General features: G+C 72.1%; 18 protein-coding genes. 7 read left to right on the top strand and 11 right to left on the bottom strand.

Annotated features, from left to right (window positions below):
- Window positions 1-720, bottom strand: coding sequence for a 3-oxoacyl-[acyl-carrier-protein] reductase (gene fabG, locus ACIGO8_RS22300; protein ID WP_399733268.1), 720 nt, complete (start codon window positions 718-720; stop codon window positions 1-3).
- Between the two features lie 186 nt (window positions 721-906).
- Between fabG and ACIGO8_RS22295 the strand changes: the two genes are divergently transcribed.
- The 3 genes from ACIGO8_RS22295 to tyrS all read left to right on the top strand — a co-directional run bounded on the left by ACIGO8_RS22295 (window position 907) and on the right by tyrS (window position 5181).
- Window positions 907-2439 (top strand): TldD/PmbA family protein, encoded by a 1533-nt coding sequence (locus ACIGO8_RS22295; protein ID WP_399733265.1) that lies wholly within the window; start codon window positions 907-909, stop codon window positions 2437-2439.
- On the top strand, window positions 2436-3827 hold the full coding sequence (locus tag ACIGO8_RS22290) for a metallopeptidase TldD-related protein (protein ID WP_399733262.1): 1392 nt from the start codon (window positions 2436-2438) through the stop codon (window positions 3825-3827). The genes ACIGO8_RS22295 and ACIGO8_RS22290 overlap by 4 nt, the downstream gene beginning before the upstream one ends.
- An 85-nt stretch (window positions 3828-3912) precedes the next feature.
- Window positions 3913-5181, top strand: coding sequence for a tyrosine--tRNA ligase (gene tyrS, locus ACIGO8_RS22285; RefSeq protein WP_399733258.1), 1269 nt, complete (start codon window positions 3913-3915; stop codon window positions 5179-5181).
- A gap of 79 nt (window positions 5182-5260) precedes the next feature.
- Here tyrS and ACIGO8_RS22280 read toward each other — a convergent pair whose 3' ends face one another.
- Window positions 5261-5536: a GlsB/YeaQ/YmgE family stress response membrane protein gene (locus ACIGO8_RS22280; protein WP_399733256.1), complete on the bottom strand. Its 276-nt coding sequence runs from the start codon at window positions 5534-5536 to the stop codon at window positions 5261-5263.
- 168 nt (window positions 5537-5704) lie between these two features.
- On the opposite strand from ACIGO8_RS22280, the gene ACIGO8_RS22275 reads away from it, so the two are divergent.
- Both ACIGO8_RS22275 and ACIGO8_RS22270 read left to right on the top strand, forming a co-directional pair.
- Window positions 5705-6040, top strand: coding sequence for a DUF3099 domain-containing protein (locus ACIGO8_RS22275; RefSeq protein WP_399733253.1), 336 nt, complete (start codon window positions 5705-5707; stop codon window positions 6038-6040).
- 194 nt (window positions 6041-6234) lie between these two features.
- The gene (locus tag ACIGO8_RS22270; protein WP_399733250.1) at window positions 6235-6453 is read left to right on the top strand and encodes a hypothetical protein; all 219 of its coding nucleotides are present in this window, start codon (window positions 6235-6237) and stop codon (window positions 6451-6453) included.
- On the opposite strand, the gene moaA is transcribed toward ACIGO8_RS22270, so the two are convergent.
- The 3 genes from moaA to ACIGO8_RS22255 form a co-directional block, all read right to left on the bottom strand.
- Complete coding sequence (moaA, locus tag ACIGO8_RS22265; protein ID WP_399733247.1) at window positions 6436-7425, bottom strand: GTP 3',8-cyclase MoaA; 990 nt, start codon at window positions 7423-7425, stop codon at window positions 6436-6438. The genes ACIGO8_RS22270 and moaA overlap by 18 nt on opposite strands.
- A gap of 165 nt (window positions 7426-7590) precedes the next feature.
- A complete protein-coding gene (locus ACIGO8_RS22260; RefSeq protein WP_399733244.1) occupies window positions 7591-9228 on the bottom strand; it encodes a cation acetate symporter in 1638 nt (545 codons plus the stop codon).
- Window positions 9225-9599: a DUF485 domain-containing protein gene (locus ACIGO8_RS22255; protein WP_399733241.1), complete on the bottom strand. Its 375-nt coding sequence runs from the start codon at window positions 9597-9599 to the stop codon at window positions 9225-9227. Before ACIGO8_RS22255 ends, ACIGO8_RS22260 begins: the two co-directional genes overlap by 4 nt.
- Window positions 9600-9906: 307 nt before the next feature.
- On the opposite strand from ACIGO8_RS22255, the gene ACIGO8_RS22250 reads away from it, so the two are divergent.
- Both ACIGO8_RS22250 and ACIGO8_RS22245 read left to right on the top strand, forming a co-directional pair.
- A complete protein-coding gene (locus ACIGO8_RS22250; RefSeq protein WP_399733238.1) occupies window positions 9907-11445 on the top strand; it encodes a S8 family peptidase in 1539 nt (512 codons plus the stop codon).
- 107 nt (window positions 11446-11552) lie between these two features.
- The gene (locus tag ACIGO8_RS22245) at window positions 11553-12854 is read left to right on the top strand and encodes a CoA transferase (protein ID WP_399733235.1); all 1302 of its coding nucleotides are present in this window, start codon (window positions 11553-11555) and stop codon (window positions 12852-12854) included.
- Here ACIGO8_RS22245 and ACIGO8_RS22240 read toward each other — a convergent pair.
- From ACIGO8_RS22240 to ACIGO8_RS22215, 6 genes are read right to left on the bottom strand one after another with little or no spacing between them, the layout of a single operon-like run.
- The gene (locus tag ACIGO8_RS22240; RefSeq protein WP_399733232.1) at window positions 12844-13887 is read right to left on the bottom strand and encodes a zinc-dependent alcohol dehydrogenase family protein; all 1044 of its coding nucleotides are present in this window, start codon (window positions 13885-13887) and stop codon (window positions 12844-12846) included. The genes ACIGO8_RS22245 and ACIGO8_RS22240 overlap by 11 nt on opposite strands.
- Before the next feature lie 57 nt (window positions 13888-13944).
- Entirely contained in the window at window positions 13945-14658 is a 714-nt protein-coding gene (locus ACIGO8_RS22235; RefSeq protein WP_399733230.1) for a VIT family protein, read from the bottom strand.
- A 24-nt stretch (window positions 14659-14682) separates the two neighbouring features.
- Entirely contained in the window at window positions 14683-15939 is a 1257-nt protein-coding gene (locus ACIGO8_RS22230; protein WP_399733227.1) for an amidohydrolase family protein, read from the bottom strand.
- Window positions 15936-17219 (bottom strand): amidohydrolase family protein, encoded by a 1284-nt coding sequence (locus ACIGO8_RS22225; protein WP_399733224.1) that lies wholly within the window; start codon window positions 17217-17219, stop codon window positions 15936-15938. Before ACIGO8_RS22225 ends, ACIGO8_RS22230 begins: the two co-directional genes overlap by 4 nt.
- 12 nt (window positions 17220-17231) lie before the next feature.
- Window positions 17232-18116 (bottom strand): SDR family NAD(P)-dependent oxidoreductase, encoded by an 885-nt coding sequence (locus tag ACIGO8_RS22220; protein ID WP_399733222.1) that lies wholly within the window; start codon window positions 18114-18116, stop codon window positions 17232-17234.
- The gene (locus tag ACIGO8_RS22215) at window positions 18116-18922 is read right to left on the bottom strand and encodes an acetoacetate decarboxylase family protein (RefSeq protein WP_399733219.1); all 807 of its coding nucleotides are present in this window, start codon (window positions 18920-18922) and stop codon (window positions 18116-18118) included. The genes ACIGO8_RS22220 and ACIGO8_RS22215 overlap by 1 nt, the downstream gene beginning before the upstream one ends.
- Window positions 18923-18956 lie beyond the last annotated feature (34 nt).

Below are 18956 nucleotides of genomic sequence, written 5' to 3'. Positions count from 1 at the left end.
TCAGTGACCCATGCCCAATCCGCCGTCAACCGGGATGACGGCTCCAGTGATGTACGAGGCGTCGTCGGAGGCGAGGAACCGCACCGTGGCGGCGATCTCCTCCGGCTTCGCGTAGCGGCCCAGCGGCACCTGGGACACGATGCCGGCGCGCTGCTCGTCGGTGAGCACCGCGGTCATGTCGGTGTCGACGAAACCGGGCGCGACGACGTTGAAGGTGATGTTGCGCGAGCCGAGCTCCCGGGCCAGCGACCGCGCGAAACCGACCAGACCCGCCTTGGAGGCGGCGTAGTTCGCCTGACCCGCCGAGCCGAGCAGACCGACGACCGAGGAGATCAGCACCACGCGGCCCTTCTTGGCGCGCAGCATGCCGCGGTTGGCGCGCTTCACGACCCGGAAGGTGCCGGTGAGGTTGGTGTCGAGGACGGACGTGAAGTCCTCCTCGGACATGCGCATGAGGAGCTGGTCCTTGGTGACGCCGGCGTTGGCCACGAGGACCTCCACCGGGCCGTGCGCGGCCTCGATCTCCTTGTAGGCCTGCTCCACCTGCTCGGCGTCGGTGATGTCGCACTTGACGGCGAGGCAGCCCAGGTCGGTCAGGGCGGCCGGCGGCTCGCCGGAGCGGTAGGTGAACGCGACCTTGTCGCCTGCCTCGGCGAACGCGCGGGCGATGGCGAGGCCGATGCCCCGGTTGCCTCCGGTGACGAGAACCGAGCGGCTCAACGGATCACCCTTTCGATAGCGGTCTGGTACGCCGAAAACCTATCGGTCCCTTCCGCGATACGGAGAATCGGGCCCTGACAGTGGCGTACGGATGTCGCTGTCGGGTCCCTACAGAAAGGTCTGGGCATCGCGGCGGAAAGCACGACATGATCAGGGGCGACCGGTCTCACACGACAGGAGACAGCTGTGCAATCTGGGACCCATTCCCTCGACGAAGCCTTCCTCCAGCTTCCGTTGCGGGCGCTGGCCGACGCGGCGCTCGCGCGGGCGCGGGCGCTCGGCGCGGAGCACGCCGACTTCCGCCTGGAGCGGGTGCGCAGCGCCTCGTGGCGGCTGCGGGACGCCAAGCCCTCGGGTTCCTCGGACATCACGGACCTCGGCTACGCGGTGCGGGTGGTGCACGGCGGGGCCTGGGGCTTCGCGTCCGGGGTGGACCTGACCATGGACGGGGCCGCGCGGGTCGCCTCGCAGGCCGTGGCCATGGCGAAGCTGTCGGCGAAGGTGATCGCGGCGGCCGGGTCCGACGAGCGGGTGGAGCTGGCCGACGAGCCGGTGCACGCGGACCGGACCTGGATCTCCTCGTACGAGATCGACCCGTTCACCGTCTCCGCCGAGGAGAAGAGCGGACTGCTGGCCGACTGGAGCGCGCGGCTGCTGCGGGCCGAGGGCGTGGCGCACGTGGACGCCTCGCTGCTCACCGTCTTCGAGAACAAGTTCTACGCGGACACGGCGGGCACCGTCACCACCCAGCAGCGGGTGCGGCTGCACCCGCAGCTCACGGCGGTCGCGGTGGACGCGGCGTCCGGCGAGTTCGACTCGATGCGGACGATCGCGCCGCCGGTCGGGCGGGGCTGGGAGTACCTGACCGGGACCGGCTGGGACTGGGACAAGGAGCTGGAGGAGATCCCGGAGCTGCTCGCGGAGAAGATGCGGGCGCCGAGCGTCGAGGCCGGGCGCTACGACCTGGTCGTGGACCCGTCCAACCTGTGGCTGACCATCCACGAGTCGATCGGCCACGCCACCGAGCTGGACCGGGCGCTCGGCTACGAGGCCGCCTACGCGGGCACCTCCTTCGCCACCTTCGACCAGCTCGGCACGCTGGCGTACGGCTCCTCCGTGATGAACGTGACGGGCGACCGGACGGCCGAGCACGGCCTGGCGACCATCGGCTACGACGACGAGGGCGTCGAGGCGCAGTCCTGGGACCTGGTGCGGAACGGCACCCTGGTCGGCTACCAGCTGGACCGCCGGATCGCGCGGCTGACCGGCCTCGGCCGCTCCAACGGCTGCGCCTTCGCCGACTCGCCCGGTCATGTGCCGGTGCAGCGGATGGCGAACGTGTCGCTGCAGCCGGACCCGGGCGGGCTGTCCACGGAGGACCTGATCGGCGGCGTGGAGCGGGGCATCTACGTGGTCGGCGACCGGTCCTGGTCGATCGACATGCAGCGCTACAACTTCCAGTTCACCGGGCAGCGCTTCTTCCGCATCGAGAACGGCCGGCTCGCCGGCCAGCTGCGGGACGTCGCGTACCAGGCGACGACCACCGACTTCTGGGGCTCCATGGAGCAGGTCGGCGGGCCCCAGACGTACGTCCTCGGCGGCGCGTTCAACTGCGGCAAGGCCCAGCCGGGCCAGGTCGCCGCGGTCTCGCACGGCTGCCCGTCCGCCCTGTTCCGGGGCGTGAACATCCTCAACACGACGCAGGAGGCCGGTCGATGAGCCGCGTCAGCAAGCCGTACGAGATCGTCGAGCGGGCCCTGGAGCTGTCCCGCGCGGACGGGTGCGTCGTCATCGCCGACGAGGAGTCCTCGGCCAATCTGCGCTGGGCCGGCAACGCGCTCACCACCAACGGCGTCACCCGCGGCCGGACCCTCACCGTGATCGCGACCGTGGACGGCGCCCAGGGCACCGCCTCCGGCGTGGTCTCGCGCTCGGCGGTGACCGCCGACGACCTGGAGCCGCTGGTGCGGGCCGCCGAGGAGGCGGCGCGGGCCGCCGGACCGGCCGAGGACGCCCAGCCGCTGGTGGCGGGCGTGCCCGCGTCCCCCGACTTCACCGACGCCCCGGCCGAGACCACCTCCTCGGTGTTCGACGCCTTCGCGCCCGCGCTCGGCGAGGCCTTCGCCCGGGCGAGGGCCGGCGGCCGGGAGCTGTACGGGTTCGCCAACCACCTGATGACCTCCAGCTACCTGGGCACGTCCACCGGACTGCGGCTCCGCCACGACCAGCCCACCGGCACCCTCGAGCTCAACGCCAAGTCGCCGGACCGCACCCGCTCCGCCTGGGCGGGCCGCTCCACGCGCGACTTCAAGGACGTGGACCCGGCCGCGCTCGACGCCGAGCTGGCCCATCGGCTCGGCTGGGCGGAGCGGCGGATCGAGCTGCCCGCCGGGCGGTACGAGACGCTGCTGCCGCCCACCGCCGTGGCCGACCTGCTGATCTACCAGATGTGGTCGTCGACCGCCCGGGACGCGGTGGAGGGCCGCACGGTCTTCTCCAAGCCCGGCGGCGGCACCCGCATCGGCGAGACGCTCTCGCCGCTGCCGCTGACACTGCGCAGCGACCCGGACGAGCCGGGCCTGGAGTCCGCGCCGTTCGTGATCGCCCACTCCTCCGGCGACGACTCCTCCGTCTTCGACAACGGCCTGCCGCTGTCCGCCACGGACTGGGTACGGGACGGGAAGCTGGACCGGCTGCTCACCACCCGGCACACGGCGGGCCTCACCGGGCTGCCCGTGGCGCCCGGGATCGGGAACCTGATCCTGGACGGCGGCGGCGAGCGCTCCCTGGAGGAGATGGTCGCCGGGACCGAGCGCGGGCTGCTGCTGACCTGCCTGTGGTACATCCGCGAGGTCGACCCGGCGACGCTGCTGCTGACCGGCCTCACCCGGGACGGCGTCTACCTGGTCGAGAACGGCGAGGTGGTCGGCGAGGTGAACAACTTCCGGTTCAACGAGTCGCCGGTCGACCTGCTGTCGCGGGCCACCGAGGCGGGCCGGACGGAGAAGACGCTACCGCGCGAGTGGAGCGACTGGTTCACCAGGGCCGCGATGCCCGCGCTGCGCGTGCCGGACTTCAACATGAGCTCGGTCAGCAAGGGCGTCTGACCCGCCTAGACTGACCGGGAACACTCTGTACCCGAACATTCTGCACACCCAGTCGATTCACCGAGTTGCCGAGGAGACGGACGACGTGACGGACATCGTCGACGAGCTGAAGTGGCGTGGGCTCTTCGCCCAGTCCACCGACGAAGAGGCCCTGCGCAAGGCGCTCGCGGACGGTCCCGTCACGTTCTATTGCGGTTTCGACCCGACCGCGGCCAGTCTTCACGTCGGCCACCTGGTCCAGGTGCTCACCGTCCGCCGGCTCCAGCAGGCCGGGCACCGGCCGCTGGCGCTGGTCGGCGGTGCCACCGGCCAGATCGGCGACCCGCGGCCGACCGCCGAGCGCACCCTGAACGACCCGGAGACGGTCGCGAACTGGGTGAACCGGCTGCGTTCGCAGATCGAGCCGTTCCTGTCCTTCGAGGGCGAGAACGCCGCGGTCATGGTGAACAACCTGGACTGGACCGCCGGGATGTCGGCGATCGAGTTCCTGCGGGACATCGGCAAGCACTTCCGGGTCAACAAGATGCTGACCAAGGACTCCGTGGCCCGGCGCCTGGAGTCCGAGCAGGGCATCAGCTACACCGAGTTCAGCTACCAGCTGCTCCAGGGCATGGACTTCCTGGAGCTGTACCGGCGCTACGGCTGCACGCTGCAGCAGGGCGGCTCCGACCAGTGGGGCAACCTGGTGGCGGGCCTGGACCTGATCCACAAGCTGGAGCCGGGGGCGCAGGTCCACGCGCTGGCGACCCCGCTGATGGTGAAGGCCGACGGCACCAAGTTCGGCAAGACCGAGAGCGGCGCCGTCTGGCTGGACCCGGAGATGACCACGCCGTACGCGTTCTACCAGTTCTGGCTGAACGTGGACGACCGGGACATCTCCACCTACATGCGGATCCTGTCCTTCAAGTCCCGCGCGGAGCTGGAGGAGCTGGAGGCGCTCACGGCCGAGCGGCCGCAGGCCCGTACCGCCCAGCGCGCGCTCGCCGAGGAGCTCACCACGCTGGTGCACGGCGCCGACCAGTGCCAGGCCGTGATCGACGCGTCCAAGGCGCTGTTCGGCCAGGGCGAGCTGGCCGGGCTCGACGAGGCGACACTGGCCGCCGCCCTGTCCGAGCTGCCGCACGCGCGGGTGACGGAGCTCGGCCCGGTGGTGGACCTGTTCACCGAGGTCGGTCTGGCGCCGAGCAAGTCGGCGGCCCGCCGGACGGTGAAGGAGGGCGGCGCCTACGTGAACAACGTGAAGGTGACCGCCGAGGACGCCGAGGTGTCGGCGGACGAGCTGCTGCACGGGCGCTGGCTGGTACTGCGCCGGGGCAAGAAGAACCTGGCGGCGATCGAGCTGGTCGCCGGCTGACCGTCGTCCCGGTACGACCGGAGGCCCGGTACGCGCGCGGTGCGCCGTACCGGGCCTCCGGTGTGCCGGTGGCGGGCGGTCAGGCCCGCTGTCTGTTGCCCCGGAGCGAGGCCCACAGCATGTCTCCCACCCCGACCACGGCGACGGCGCCGGCGAGCTGGAGCAGATGGCGGGTCCAGTCGATGCCCTTGGTGTCGTTGACCCCGATCCAGGTGGCGACCGCGTTGCCGAGGACGCTGCCCAGAATGCCGAACACGGTCGTCAGCCACAGCGGGATCTGCTGCTTGCCCGGCAGGATCGCCTTCGCGATCAGACCCAGGACGAAGCCCACAATGATCGCCCACAACCAACCCATCGTCGCCTCCTCGTAGCATGTGCGGCCAGTCTGGTCGTATCGGCTGTTCGGCGCATGTCGGGCGCCTCCGTCCGTGCCCCGGCCTCCCCCGCCGGCGGCGGCGGGCGTACCGTGGAAACAGGTCCGGACCGGGGAGGTTCCGGCGCGGCTCGTGGGTGGTGGAACGTGATGCGGAAGCGTGGCGGAACCGAGGTCTTCCGGATCACCGGCGCCCGGCAGGGCCTCGCCGACGACGTCCGGGGCCGGCAGCGGCGGTATGTGATCTCGATGTCGATCCGCACCGTGTCGGTGATCCTCGCCGCGTCGCTGTGGAACGTGGAGCGGTACGTGGCGATCGTGGCCCTGGTGCTCGGCGCGGTGCTCCCCTACATCGCCGTGGTGATCGCCAACGCCGGGCGCGAGAGCGCGCCGTCGCTTCCCTCCACCTTCGTGCCGCCGCCGGTGCGGCCCGAACTGGAGGCGGGAGCGGAACGCACGCCCAGCGGGAGCGATCACACGGCGTGAGCGCGCGGCTGCGTGAAGCTCAAGAAAAGCTCAGATCAATCATGAAGTTCCGGTGCACCGCACCCCATGCGCCGTGACATACTGCCTACGCGCTCCGCATCCCCCGTCGGAGCGACGGACCGATGCCGGGCAGCTCCCCCCGTGGCTGCTCGGCATCGCCCTTGCTGGACAATGTCCGAGTGATCAATGGTCCCGTGAGCGAAGACAAGCCGATCTGTTCCGCCAAGGGCTGCCGGGCCGACGCCGTCTGGGTGCTCGCCTGGAACAACCCCAAGCTGCACACGCCGGAGCGGCGCAAGACCTGGCTCGCGTGCGAGGAGCACCGCGAGCACCTGTCCCAGTTCCTGGGCGTACGGGGTTTCCTGAAGGACGTCGTCCCGCTGAGCGAGTGGGACTCAGCCGCCGATCGCTGACATCGGGCGCTCCGGCTGGAGGAAGCTCGGGTCGTCCAGGCCCGAGCCGGCCTTCTTGCCCCACATCGCCTTCTTCCATATCCCGGCGATGACCGTGTCCGGGGCGTCCGAGCGGAGCGCCGCCCGCAGGTCGGTCTCCTCGGTGGCGAAGAGGCAGGTGCGCACCTGGCCGTCGGCGGTGAGCCGGGTGCGGTCGCAGGCCCGACAGAAGGGGCGGGTGACGGAGGCGATCACGCCGACCGTGTGGGGGCCGCCGTCGACGACCCAGCGCTCGGCCGGCGCGGAGCCGCGCTCGTCCTGGCCCTCCGGCGTGAGCTCGAAGCGGGTGCGCAGGGACGCGAGGATGTCCCCGGCGGTGATCATGCCGTCGCGCTTCCAGCCGTGCTGGGCGTCGAGGGGCATCTGCTCGATGAAGCGGAGCTCGTATCCCTGCTCGACGGCCCAGGCCAGCAGGTCGGGTGCCTCGTCGTCGTTGAGCCCGGGCATCAGGACGGCGTTGACCTTGACCGGGGTGAGGCCGGCGTCGCGGGCGGCGGCCATGCCGTCGAGGACGTCGTGGTGGCGGTCGCGCCGGGTGAGGGTCTTGAAGACCTCGGGGCGCAGGGTGTCGAGCGAGACGTTGACCCGGTCGAGGCCCGCGGCCTTGAGCGCGGCGGCGGTGCGCTTGAGGCCGATGCCGTTGGTGGTGAGCGACATGCGGGGCCTGGGCTCCAGGGCGGCGCAGCGCTCGACGATGCCGACGAGGCCGGGGCGGAGCAGCGGCTCGCCGCCGGTGAAGCGGACCTCGGTGACGCCGAGGTCGGTGACGGCGATGCGGATCAGGCGGACGATCTCGTCGTCGGTGAGCAGATCGGGCTTCGCCAGCCACTGCAGGCCCTCTTCCGGCATGCAGTAGGTGCAGCGCAGATTGCACCGGTCGGTGAGGGAAACCCGCAGGTCGGTGGCGACTCGGCCGTACGTGTCGATGAGCACTGGGCCCCCTCCCCTTCTTCCGGTTCGAATCTTCCGGCTGCTTTCTCGTTCGAGCCTACGTGACGGCTCGGACATCGGGCACGGGCCGATTGTCACGAGGACCGGACCGGCCGCGTCGTAGAACTCTACGACGCGGCCGGTGCATTGCTGCGGACCGTATACGACTCAGTGCGCTCCGACACCGGTGAGGGACTTGACCTCGAGTTCGGCGTACTTGCCCTTGTCGGACTCCTCCTTGGAGAGCAGCGAACCGAGCCAGCCGAGCAGGAAGCCGAGCGGGATGGAGATCAGGCCCGGGTTCTCCAGCGGGAACCAGTGGAAGTCGACGCCCTTGAACATCGACGTCTTCGGGTTGCCGGAGACGACCGGCGAGAACAGCACCAGGAAGACGGAGCTGAACAGGCCGCCGTAGATCGACCACAGGGCGCCGGTGGTGGTGAAGCGCTTCCAGAAGAGGCTGTAGAGGATCGTCGGGAGGTTGGCGGAGGCGGCGACCGCGAAGGCGAGGGCGACGAGTCCGGCCACGTTCATGTCGCGGGCGAAGGCGCCGAGCACGATCGCGACGGCGCCGATGAAGACGGTGGCCCAGCGGGCGGCCCGCATCTCCTCCTTCTCCGTCGCCTTGCCCTGGCGGATGACGTTGGCGTAGATGTCGTGCGCGAAGGAGGACGAGGAGGCGAGCGTCAGGCCGGCGACGACGGCGAGGATGGTGGCGAAGGCGACGGCCGAGATCACGGCGAGCAGGACCGCGCCGCCGGTGGTGCCGACGCCGCCGCCGAGGTATTCGGCGAGCTGCGGGGCGGCCGTGTTGCCGGCCGGGTTCTGCGCCTTGATCGCGGCCGGGCCGACGAGGGCGGCGGCGCCGAAGCCGAGCGCGATCGTCATGAGGTAGAAGGCGCCGATGATGCCGATGGCCCAGTTGACCGACTTACGGGCGGCCTTGGCGGTCGGCACCGTGTAGAAGCGGATCAGGATGTGCGGCAGGCCGGCCGTGCCGAGGACGAGCGCGATGCCGAGCGAGAGGAAGTCCAGCTTGGAGGTGCCGCTGGCGCCGTACTTGAGGCCGGGCTCCAGGAAGGCCGCGCCCTTGCCGCTCTGCTCGGCGGCGGAGCCGAGCAGAGCCGAGACGTTGAAGTCGAACTTGAGCAGCACCAGGAAGGTCATGAGCAGGGCGCCGGCGATGAGCAGCACGGCCTTGACCATCTGGACCCAGGTGGTGCCCTTCATGCCGCCGATGGTCACGTACACGATCATCAGGACGCCGACGAGGGCGACGATGGCGATCTTGCCGCCGTCGCTGGTGATGCCGAGGAGCAGCGAGACGAGGACGCCCGCGCCGGCCATCTGCGCGAGCAGGTAGAAGATCGAGACGACGATGGTGGAGGTGCCGGCGGCGGTGCGGACCGGGCGCTGCCGCATCCGGTACGCGAGGACGTCGCCCATCGTGTAGCGGCCGGAGTTGCGCAGCGGCTCGGCGACGAGGAGCAGCGCGACCAGCCAGGCGACGAGGAAGCCGATCGAGTAGAGGAAGCCGTCGTAGCCGAAGAGGGCGATGGCGCCGGCGATGCCGAGGAAGGAGGCGGCGGACATGTAGTCGCCGGAGACCGCGAGGCCGTTCTGGAAGGCGGTGAACTGCCGGCCGCCCGCGTAGAAGTCGGAGGCGCTCCTGGTCTGCCGGCCGGCCCAGACGGTGATGCCGAGGGTGGCGGCGACGAAGACGGCGAACAGCGTGATGATCAGGGGCCGGTGCTCGGTGGAGGAGGCGGCGAGCACGGTGTGCGTGAGGGGCGCCGGGTGGCTCATGCGTCGGCCTCCATACGGGACTTGATGGCCTCGGCCTTGGGGTCGAGCTTCTCGGCGGCGTGCCGCGAGTAGAACCAGGCGATGAGGAACGTGGTGAGGAACTGGGCGAGGCCGAGGACGAAGGCGACGTTGATGTGGCCGAAGACCTTGGTGCCCATGAAGCCGCCCGCGTAGTTGGAGAGCAGCACGTACAGCAGGTACCAGGCGATGAAGGCGATCGTCAGCGGGAAGGCGAAGGAGCGGTAGGTGCGGCGCAGTTCGCCGAACTCGGCGCTCTGCTGCACCTGGACGAACTCCTGCGTGGTGGGGCGGGCGGGCGCGGCGGGATCCGTGCCGCTGCGGGGCGGCGGCGGGGCGGCGTCGGTAGCCACGGATTCTCCTTGGGGTCCTCGGGGTCCTTGTGGTCCGTGTGGTCCTGGGGACGCGGGTGCGGCGGGCTGGGACAAAAGGGGCCTCACTGGGCGCGGGAACGGCGTTCCGGGCGGAACTCCTCCCCTGCACAACGGCACGGAGCGCACCGCGAAGCGGTTCAGACAAATGCTTTTCTTCGCCCGGATCTTCATGAAGTCTTCTCAACTCATTGATGGCCGGGGAAGATCGGCGATAGCTTCACTCGTCATGCACCTGCCCGCGCGCAATCGGCGCCCGGGCAGTACATACGGATGATGTGGAGAACCCATGGCTCATCTGGGATCGAGGCGCGGCCGAGTACTCGCTCTGCCGGCCGGTCTCGCGCTCACTGCCTCGCTCGGCTTCCTGCCCTCCGGCGCCGCCTCCGCCGCGGAGCTGAGCGACGCGCCGGCGGCCGCCGTGGCCGCGGACGGCCCGAAGCTGTCGTACGTCGTGAACATCGACGGCGGCGCCAAGACGGCCGCGTCGGTGCGCAAGGCGATCGCCGCCGCGGGCGGTGAGGTGGTCGTCTCCTACGACCGGATAGGCGTGATCGTCGTCCACTCCAAGAACCCGGAGTTCGCGAAGACGATCCGTGGGGCGCGCGGTGTGGTGTCGGCGGGCTCGACCCGTACGGCGCCGCTGGCCGCCCAGTCGGACGACTCGGTGGACGAGGGCGGCCAGGCGCTCACGCCGGCCGAGGTGAAGGCCGCCGCGGCCGCCGCCTCCGACGAGCAGGACCCGCTGGAGCCGCTGCAGTGGGACCTGCCGGCCATCAAGGCCGACCAGGCGCACCAGAAGACCCTGGGCAGCAAGCGCGTCACCGTCGGCATCATCGACACCGGCGTGGACGACACCCACCCGGACCTGGCGCCGAACTTCGACGCCGCCGCCTCGGCCAACTGCGTCAGCGGCAAGGCCGACACCACGCCCGGCTCGTGGCGTCCCCAGGCCGGCGAGAGCGACCACGGCACGCACGTGGCGGGCACCATCGGCGCCGCGAAGAACGGCGTCGGCGTCACCGGTGTCGCGCCGGGCGTGAAGCTCGCCGGCATCAAGGTGTCCACGCCGGACGGCTTCTTCTACACCGAGGCCGTGGTGTGCGGCTTCATGTGGGCGGCCGACCACGGCATCGACGTCACCAACAACAGCTACTACACCGACCCGTGGATGTTCGCCTGCAAGAACGACGAGGACCAGAAGGCCCTCATCGAGGCGGTCACCCGGGCCACGCGCTACGCGGAGCGCAAGGGCACGGTCAACGTGGCGGCGGCCGGCAACTCCAAGTTCGACCTGGCGGCCGACTCGATCCTCGACAACAGCAGCCCGAACGACACCACTCCGGGCGACCGGGTCATCGACCCGAAGGAGTGCTTCGACTACCCGGCGATGCTGCCGGGCGTGGTGACGGTCTCCGCGACCGGCGCCAAGGACCTGAAGGCGTCCTACTCCAACTACGGTCTCGGCGTCATCGACGTGGCGGCGCCCGGCGGCGACCGCACCGAGTACCAGACCCCGGACGCCCCGGCGGTCAACGGCCGCATCCTGTCGACCACGGTCAACGGCGGCTACAACTACAAGGCCGGCACGTCGATGGCCTCGCCGCACGTGGCGGGTGTCCTCGCGCTGCTGAAGTCGACCCACCCGCACGCGAGCGCGGCCGCGCTGAAGGCGCTGCTGTACGCGCAGGCGAACGAGCACGCGTGCACCAACCCGTACGACATCGAGGGCGACGGCAAGGTCGACGCGGTGTGCGAGGGCGGCACGAACAAGAACGGCTTCTACGGGGCCGGCATCGTGGACGCGCTGGCGGCGGTCCGCAAGTAGCGCACCGGCCGTAGGCGTACGCCCTGCGGCTGTTCGAGGGGCCCTGGTGAGGTGCGGTGCGCCACACCGGGGCCCTTCTCGTGGCACTGAGTGCCATAGTGCGGTCCATGAACAACACAGCGCGTACGGGTACGGAGTTGTTGTGGTCGGCCCTGGGCGGCGATCCCGCCCTCGTCGACCGGGTCGCGTACGGCGGCGTCTCGGGACTGCTGCCGGCCCGGCTGCCGGTGATGGACCTGGCCCGGGCGGCGGTCGCGGTCTGCTCGCTCGCGGCGGCCGAGCACGCGGGCGCGGCCGGGGCGGTACGGGTGGACGACGGGGCCGTGGCGACGGCCTTCGTGAGCGAGCGTCACCTGCGGATCGACGGGCGGGCGCCGGTGAACTTCGCGCCGCTGTCGCGGTTCTGGCGGGCGGCCGACGGCTGGGTGCGCACCCACGCCAACTATCCGCACCACAAGGCGGCGCTGCTGGGAGCGCTGGGCGCGGCCGACGACGTGGCGGCCGTGGCGGCGGCGATCGGCGAGCGGAAGGCCGTCGAGGTCGAGACGGCCGTGTACGGGGCCGGCGGCCTGGCGGTCGCGCTGCGCACGCCCGAGGAGTGGGCGGCGCACGAGCAGGGCCGGGAGGTGGCCGCGCGCCCGCTGCTGACCCGGGAGCGGCTGGACGAGGCGGCGCCGCGGCCGCGCGCCGGGCGGCCGCTGCGGGTGCTCGACCTGACCCGGGTCATCGCGGGCCCGGTCGCCACCCGGACGCTGGCGCTGCTCGGCGCGGACGTGCTGCGGATCGACCCGCCGGCCAACCCGGAGCTGCCGGACCAGCACGCCGACACCGACATCGGCAAGCGGACGGCGGCCCTCGACCTGGACCGGCCCGCGGACCGGCGCACCTTCGGCGAACTCCTGGACGCGGCCGACGTGCTGGTCACCGGCTACCGGCCGGGCGCCCTGGACCGCTTCGACCTTCGGCGGCCGGGCCTGGTGGTGGCCCGGCTGTCGGCGTGGGGCGACTACGGGCCGTGGGCCGGGCGGCGCGGCTTCGACAGCCTGGTGCAGGTGGCGACGGGCATCGCGGCCGTGGAGGGCTCGGCGGCGGAGCCGGGCGCGCTGCCGGCGCAGGCGCTCGACCACGGCACGGGCTATCTCCTGGCGGCGGCGGTGCTGCGCTCGCTGACCGAGCAGGACCGGGACGGCGGCACCCGTCTCGTACGGCTCGCACTGGCGCAGACCGGCCACTGGCTGACCCACGCGCTGCCCCGCTACGAGCCGGAGCGCCACCTCGAGGAGACCGAGGGCCCGCTGGGCCGGCTGCGGCACGCGCTGTCCCCGGTCTCGTACGAGGGCGGGCCGGCGGGCTGGTCGCGCCCGCCGGGCGTGGCAGGGGCCGACGCGCCCGCCTGGCTCACGGCTTGACGAGGACCTTCAGCGCGGTGCGCTCGTCCATGGCCCGGTAGCCGTCCGGGACGCCGTCGAGGCCCACGGTGAGGTCGAAGACCGGGGACGGGTCGACGCGGCCCTCGAGGACGTCCGGGAGGAGTTCCGGGATGTAGGCGCGGACGGGCGCCACGCCGCCGCGCAGGGCGATGTTGCGGTCGAACATCGTGGAGAGGTCGAGGCCGGTGCCGCTGCCGTGCGGGACGCCGACGTAGCCGATGGCGCCGCCGTCGCGGGTGACGGCGACGGCGGTGCTCATCGACTGCTCGGTGCCGACGGCCTCGATGACGGCGTGCGCGCCGTGGCCGCCGGTGAGTTCGCGTACGGCGGCCACGGCGGCCTCGCCGCGCTCGGCGACGACGTCGGTGGCGCCGAAGGCGCGGGCGATGTCGGTACGGGCGGTGTGCCGGCCCAGGGCGATGATCCGCTCGGCGCCGAGCCGCCTGGCGGCGAGGACGCCGCACAGGCCGACGGCGCCGTCGCCGACGACGGCGACGGTGGAGCCGGGCCGCACGCCCGCGCCGAGGGCGGCGTGGTGACCGGTGCCGAGGACGTCGGAGAGCGCGAGCAGCGCGGTGAGCAGGTGGTCGTCGGAGGCGGCGTCGGCGGGCAGCTTGACGAGGGTGCCGTCGGCGAAGGGCACCCGGACCGCCTCGCCCTGGCCGCCGTCGGAGCCGGCCGAGCCCCAGAAGCCGCCGTTGGGGCAGGAGGTCTGGAGGCCCTCGGCGCAGTAGTCGCAGCTGCCGTCGGACCAGACGAAGGGCGCGACGACGAGGTCGCCCGTGGCGAAGCCGTGCACGTCGGCGCCCGTCTCCTCCACGACGCCGAGGAACTCGTGGCCGATGCGCTGGCCGGGCTGCCGGGCGGACGCGCCGCGGTAGGCCCACAGGTCGCTGCCGCAGATGCAGGCGCGCAGCACGCGGACGACGACGTCCGTGGCCTCCTGGATCACCGGGTCGGGCACGTCCTGCACGCGCATGTCGAAGGGTGCGTGAATGGTGGTGGCGCGCATGACGGACGTTCCTCGCTGTGCGGGTGCTCAGGTTGTACGACGTTCACCGTACATCGCCTAGACGCCCGCCGCTCCCAGGAGCGAGCCCGCCGCGTACGTCACGCCCATCGCGAGGGCTCCGCCCGCCGCGTTGCGGAGGATCGCGGGGGTGGGTGGGGCGGCGCCGAGGCGGGCGCTGGACCAGCCGGTGAAGGCGAGGGCGGCGAGGACGGAGACGACCGTGATCCAGAGGCGGTGGGCGGCCGGCGGGAGGACGATCGCGAGCAGCGGGAGCAGGGCGCCGGCGGTGAAGGCGAGGAAGCTGGCGCCGGCCGCGTGCCACGGGTTGGTGAGCTCGTCCGGATCGATGCCGAGCTCCACGCGCGCGTGGGCGCGCAGGGCGTCGCGGGCGGTGAGCTGTTCGGCGGCCTCGCGGGCGACGTCCGCCGTGAGGCCGCGGGCGGTGAGGAGTTCGGCGAGCTCGGCGAGTTCGGCCTCGGGCCGCTCGCGCAGTTCGCGGCGTTCCTGGGCGAGCGCGGCCTTCTCGGAGTCGCGCTGGGTGGAGACGGAGACGTACTCCCCCGCCGCCATCGACATCGACCCGGCCAGCAGGCCGGCCAGGCCGGCGGTGAGCAGGGCGGACCGGGACTGGGTGGCGCCGGCGACGCCGACGACGAGGCCCGCGGTGGAGACGACTCCGTCGTTGGCTCCGAGCACGGCGGCCCGGAGCCAGTTGAGCCGGGAGCCGAGGCCGCCGCCGTGGGCCTCGTCGTGTGCGGGCGCTTCAGTCACCCCAGGAGGGTCGCACCCGTGGCGTCACCACACGCGGACCGACCCGCCCGGGGCGAAGGCCGGGCTGGTCGCGCCCTGCGGAATCTTCTCCAGGGGCTCGGCGATCTCCTCGACGGACGGCCCGTGGACGGCGGCCAGGGCGTCGAGGCGGTCGAGGTCGAAGCCGTAGACCCGGGCCGCGTTGCCGCCGACCATGGCGGCGACCTCCTCCCGGGGCAGGCCCGCGTAGGCGATGCGGAGACCTTCACGGGAGTAGGGCGTGGTGCCCTCGTCGTGCGGGTAGTCGCTGCCCCACATGATCTTGTCGAGGCCGATCCGGTGGCGCAGCGGCACCTCGTGCGGGCGCATGAAGCTCGCGCCGACGAAGCAGTTGTCCCGCCAGACCTCGCCGGGCCCCTTGCCCATGGACTCGGCGAGTCCCGCGCCGAACTTCGACTCCGCCGTGGACGCCGCGGACGCTTTGGACGCCGTCGACGAGGCCGCGACCAGCCGGCCGTGGTAGTAGTCCAGCATCTGCAGCACGCCCGGGATCCAGCCGGAGCCCTGCTCGGTGAGGACCAGTTTCAGGCCCGGATGGCGGCGGAACGCGCCGCCGAAGATGAGGTGCCACAGCGCCCGGTGCGAGAACCAGGTGGTCTCCACCATGAAGACCGCCCGCGCGGCCGGCTCGTCGCCGAGCGGCGGCGACGCCGAGCCGCCGTGGTGGTTGACCGGGACGTCCAGCTCCGCGCAGACCGCCCAGATCGGGTCGTACGCCTCCGCGTACAGCTCCGGCACCGGCGAGCCCGGCGGCACCCCGGGCAGCAGGATGCCGCCGGTCAGGCCCGCCTCGCGGGTCCGGCGGATCTCCGCGACCGCCGCGTCCACGTCGTTGAGGAGGATCTGCGCCACTCCGGCCCGGCGGCCCGGCGCGTCCGCGCAGAAGTCGGCGAGCCAGCGGTTGTGCGCCTGGAGCCCGGCCCAGCGCCGCTCGTACTCGGAGCGGGTGGGCGGCTGGGCCATCAGGGAGGCCTTGGGGAAGAACGGCGGGATGGTGTTGGGGAAGACGACCTCGGCGACGATGCCGTCCGCCTCCAACTCGCGCAGCCGCCGCTGCGAGTTCCAGTTGCGGTCGGCGGTGTCGGCGAGCAGGTCCTCGTACGGGTTGACGTAGGTCGCCGCCCAGGCGTCGAAGTCGTCGTGGTGCTTCTTCTCCAGATAGGGCCGGTAGTCGAGCAGGTCGGCGCCGGCGTGGCAGTCGGCGGAGACGACGGTGTAGCGGTCGGTCGCGTCCGAGGTCACGGCGTCACCCCCAGGACCGGGAAGTCGTGGTCGGTGAGCCAGTGCCGGCCGACCTCGCGGGAGCGGGCCCAGGAGGCCTCGACGGCGTCCTGGTCGGCGCTCTGGCCGAGGTCCGCGGGCGTGGGGCCGATGCGCCGGGCGAGCGGAGCCAGCTTCCGGACGTCGAATCCGAAGACCTCGGCGGCGGCCAGGCCGAGCATCCGCCGGGTCTCCGCCACCGGGATGTCGTGGAAGGTGTTCCGCAGCCACGCGCGGGTGTCGGGCCAGGTGCCCTCCGGGTGCGGGAAGTCGGAGCCCCACAGGATGTTGTCGACGCCGATCTCGTACCGCTGCGCCAGCTCCCGCCGCTTGGTGTTGGTGGCGCAGACGAACACCTGCCGGTCGAGGTATTCGCTCGGCGGCCTCTTCAGCTCGGCGAACGGCGAGAGCTTCTTGCCGCCGTGCGCGCCCAGATAGAGGCGGTCCATGAACCACAGCAGGTTCGGCAGCCACCAGCAGCCGGACTCGGCGACGCCGAAGCGCAGCCCCGGGTGCCGCTCGAAGACTCCCGACCAGAGCAGGAACCACAGCGGCCGGGCCGGCCACCAGGTGACCTCGGAGACGTAGATGCCGAGGTGGTCACCGTATTCGTGGCGCGGCGCGGCGCCCGAGTGCGTGACCACCGGCATCCCGGTCTCCGCGGCGGCCGCCCACACCGGGTCGTAACGCCGGTCGTGGTAGGGCTCCTTGTCCACCCACATGGACGGGATCATCAGCGCGCCGAGGCCGGACTCCTTGGCCCGGTGGATCTCGGCGACGACCTCGGCCGGTTCGGCCGTGACGGGCAGCAGGGCGACTCCGCAGTGGCGTTCGGGGTGCCGGGAGACGAACTCGGCGAGCCAGCGGTTGTGCGCCTGCGCGCCCGCCATGCCGAGCCGCGGGTCCTGGTCGCCGGAGAGCCCGAGGCCGACGCCGAAGGGCGCGGCGGTCTGGCTGTCGACGGCGTCCGCGTCGGGGAAGACGACCTCGGCGGCCACGCCGTCGCCGTCGAGTTCCTTGATCCGCTGGGCGGAGTCCCAGCCGCCGCGCAGACCTTCCTCGTTGTCGCTGAACCACTTGTTCGCGAAGGTCTCGTTGCGTACGCCGAGCCGGGTCATGGCCTCGCGGCGGGCCTCGCGTCCGGCGAGGAAGTCGTCGAAGTCGCGGTGGAACCGGGAGTCGAGGTAGGGCCGGTACTCCTCGGTGGGAAGCCCGGCGTGGCAGTCGGAGGAGATGATCAGATACGGGTCTTCGTGGCTCATGGCCAAGCCCTCTCAGTCGAGGATGAAGCTCTCCAGATACGACGGATCGGAGCGGTCGAGCATCGACCGCGAACGCGCCCTGATCTGCCGGTCGCTGTGCTCGCTCTCGGGAAGCATCCAGAACCGGTCGGCCCTGATCCCGTCGACGACGTGCCCGGCGACCTCCTCGACCGGCGTGAAGGCCACCTCGTGCCCGGCCTCCTTCATCGCCGCCTCCCACTGGTCGAGGCTGCGGTACGGAGTGGTGCGCGGGCGCTGTTTGGCGTACCGCTCGGGCCGGTTGCGGTGCGACTCCCACAGTCCGGTGCGCAGCATGTGCGGGCCGGGGAAGAGGACGGACGCGCCCACCCGCGCGCGCTCCGCCTTCAGGTGCGCGTAGAGCGACTCGGTCATGGTGACGACGGCGGCCTTGGTGACGGCGTAGACGGAGGCGGTGGGCAGCGGGGCGATGCCGCCGTCGGCCGAGGAGGTGTTGACGACGTGGCCGGGCTCGCCGCCCGCGAGCATCCTCGGCACGAAGGCCTGGATGCCGTGGAAGACGCCCCACACGTTGACGGCGAAGGCCCACTTCCAGTCGTTCGGGTCGTGCTCCCACATGCGGCCCTCGGCGCCGGAGCCGACGCCCGCGTTGTTGCACAGCACGTGGACGGCGCCGAAGGTGTCGTACGCGGCGTCGGCGAAGGCCCGTACGGAGTCGGCCTCGCTGACGTCGACGGTACGGGCGAGGATCTGCGCCCCGCTCTCCATCAGCTCCTCGGCGGCCCTGGCCAGCGGCGCCTCCTCGACGTCGCCGAGGACGACGGCGAGGCCCTCGGCGGCGAACCGGCGGGCCATGGCGAGGCCGATGCCGCCGGCGGCGCCGGTGACGACGGCGACCTGTCCCTCACGCAGCTCCATCAGAGGGCGCTCCCTTCCGGCGGCGCGTCGAGCGCCTGCTGCGGGTCGTCGTACCGCTGGTGGAGGTAGGGCAGCAGGGCCCTCGGGTCGATCCGCTCGACGACCCGGCCCTTCTGGTCGGTGGTCTTCTCGCCGATGGTGATCTCGACGAGGCGGCGCACCGGGAGGTCGGCCACCGGGTCGTACATCGACTCGCGCAGGACGACGTCCCCGGTGACCCGCTCCAGCCGGCGCACCTTCTCGTTGCGGACGCAGTGCACGAGCACCGGGTCGCCGTCGAAGCCGGATCCGGCCCCGTCGACGGCCGGCAGGAACTTGAAGTAGAAGTCGGTCTTCTCGGTGGGCTCGGGCAGCGGCAGCGCGCCGGAGACGGCGCCGCGCACCTCGACGAAGGCGATGCCGTGGCGGGCGAGCGAGGCGTGCACCACCAGGCCGTCGCGCTCGACCACGACCTCGCCGAGCTTCTTCGGCTCGCCGAAGACCTCGCGCCCGCCGGTCAGCGCGCGCTCGTGGGTCATCGGCATGACCAGCGGATACCAGCCCTCCCGGCCGCCGTGGGCGGCGGCGACGGCGACGGAGCCGGCGCCGAGCGGATAGCCGGGCAGGTCGACCTTGCTGATGTTGGCGCGGACGAGCGGGCGCCCGGTGGGTTTGAGCGGCGGCGGCAGGACGGCCGCCACCACGTCCGGGTCGGTCTCCCAGACGGCGACGACCCCGGTGGACCAGATGTCGGGAAGCCCGGCGCTCCTCGCGCGCGTCGCGGCGATCTCCGCCTCGGTGCGCGCCCCGTACCGTACTCGTGCCATGACGTACCACCCTTCGGGAACGTATCGGCCTGTA

It is taken from the genome of Streptomyces sp. NPDC053493, from assembly GCF_044544825.1.
Taxonomy (GTDB): domain Bacteria; phylum Actinomycetota; class Actinomycetes; order Streptomycetales; family Streptomycetaceae; genus Streptomyces.
This window is presented reverse-complemented; position numbering and strand designations above follow the sequence as displayed.

Bases quoted from the DNA above. Each gene is read 5' to 3' on its own strand.
- ACIGO8_RS22260 (WP_399733244.1), bottom strand. From the start codon at position 9,228: ATGAGCCACCCGGCGCCCCTCACGCACACCGTGCTCGCCGCCTCCTCC.
- ACIGO8_RS22275 (WP_399733253.1), top strand. From the start codon at position 5,705: ATGCGGAAGCGTGGCGGAACCGAGGTCTTCCGGATCACCGGCGCCCGG.
- ACIGO8_RS22215 (WP_399733219.1), bottom strand. From the start codon at position 18,922: ATGGCACGAGTACGGTACGGGGCGCGCACCGAGGCGGAGATCGCCGCG.
- ACIGO8_RS22240 (WP_399733232.1), bottom strand. From the start codon at position 13,887: ATGCGCGCCACCACCATTCACGCACCCTTCGACATGCGCGTGCAGGAC.
- ACIGO8_RS22290 (WP_399733262.1), top strand. From the start codon at position 2,436: ATGAGCCGCGTCAGCAAGCCGTACGAGATCGTCGAGCGGGCCCTGGAG.
- ACIGO8_RS22225 (WP_399733224.1), bottom strand. From the start codon at position 17,219: ATGAGCCACGAAGACCCGTATCTGATCATCTCCTCCGACTGCCACGCC.
- ACIGO8_RS22250 (WP_399733238.1), top strand. From the start codon at position 9,907: ATGGCTCATCTGGGATCGAGGCGCGGCCGAGTACTCGCTCTGCCGGCC.
- ACIGO8_RS22280 (WP_399733256.1), bottom strand. From the start codon at position 5,536: ATGGGTTGGTTGTGGGCGATCATTGTGGGCTTCGTCCTGGGTCTGATC.
- ACIGO8_RS22220 (WP_399733222.1), bottom strand. From the start codon at position 18,116: ATGGAGCTGCGTGAGGGACAGGTCGCCGTCGTCACCGGCGCCGCCGGC.
- ACIGO8_RS22245 (WP_399733235.1), top strand. From the start codon at position 11,553: ATGAACAACACAGCGCGTACGGGTACGGAGTTGTTGTGGTCGGCCCTG.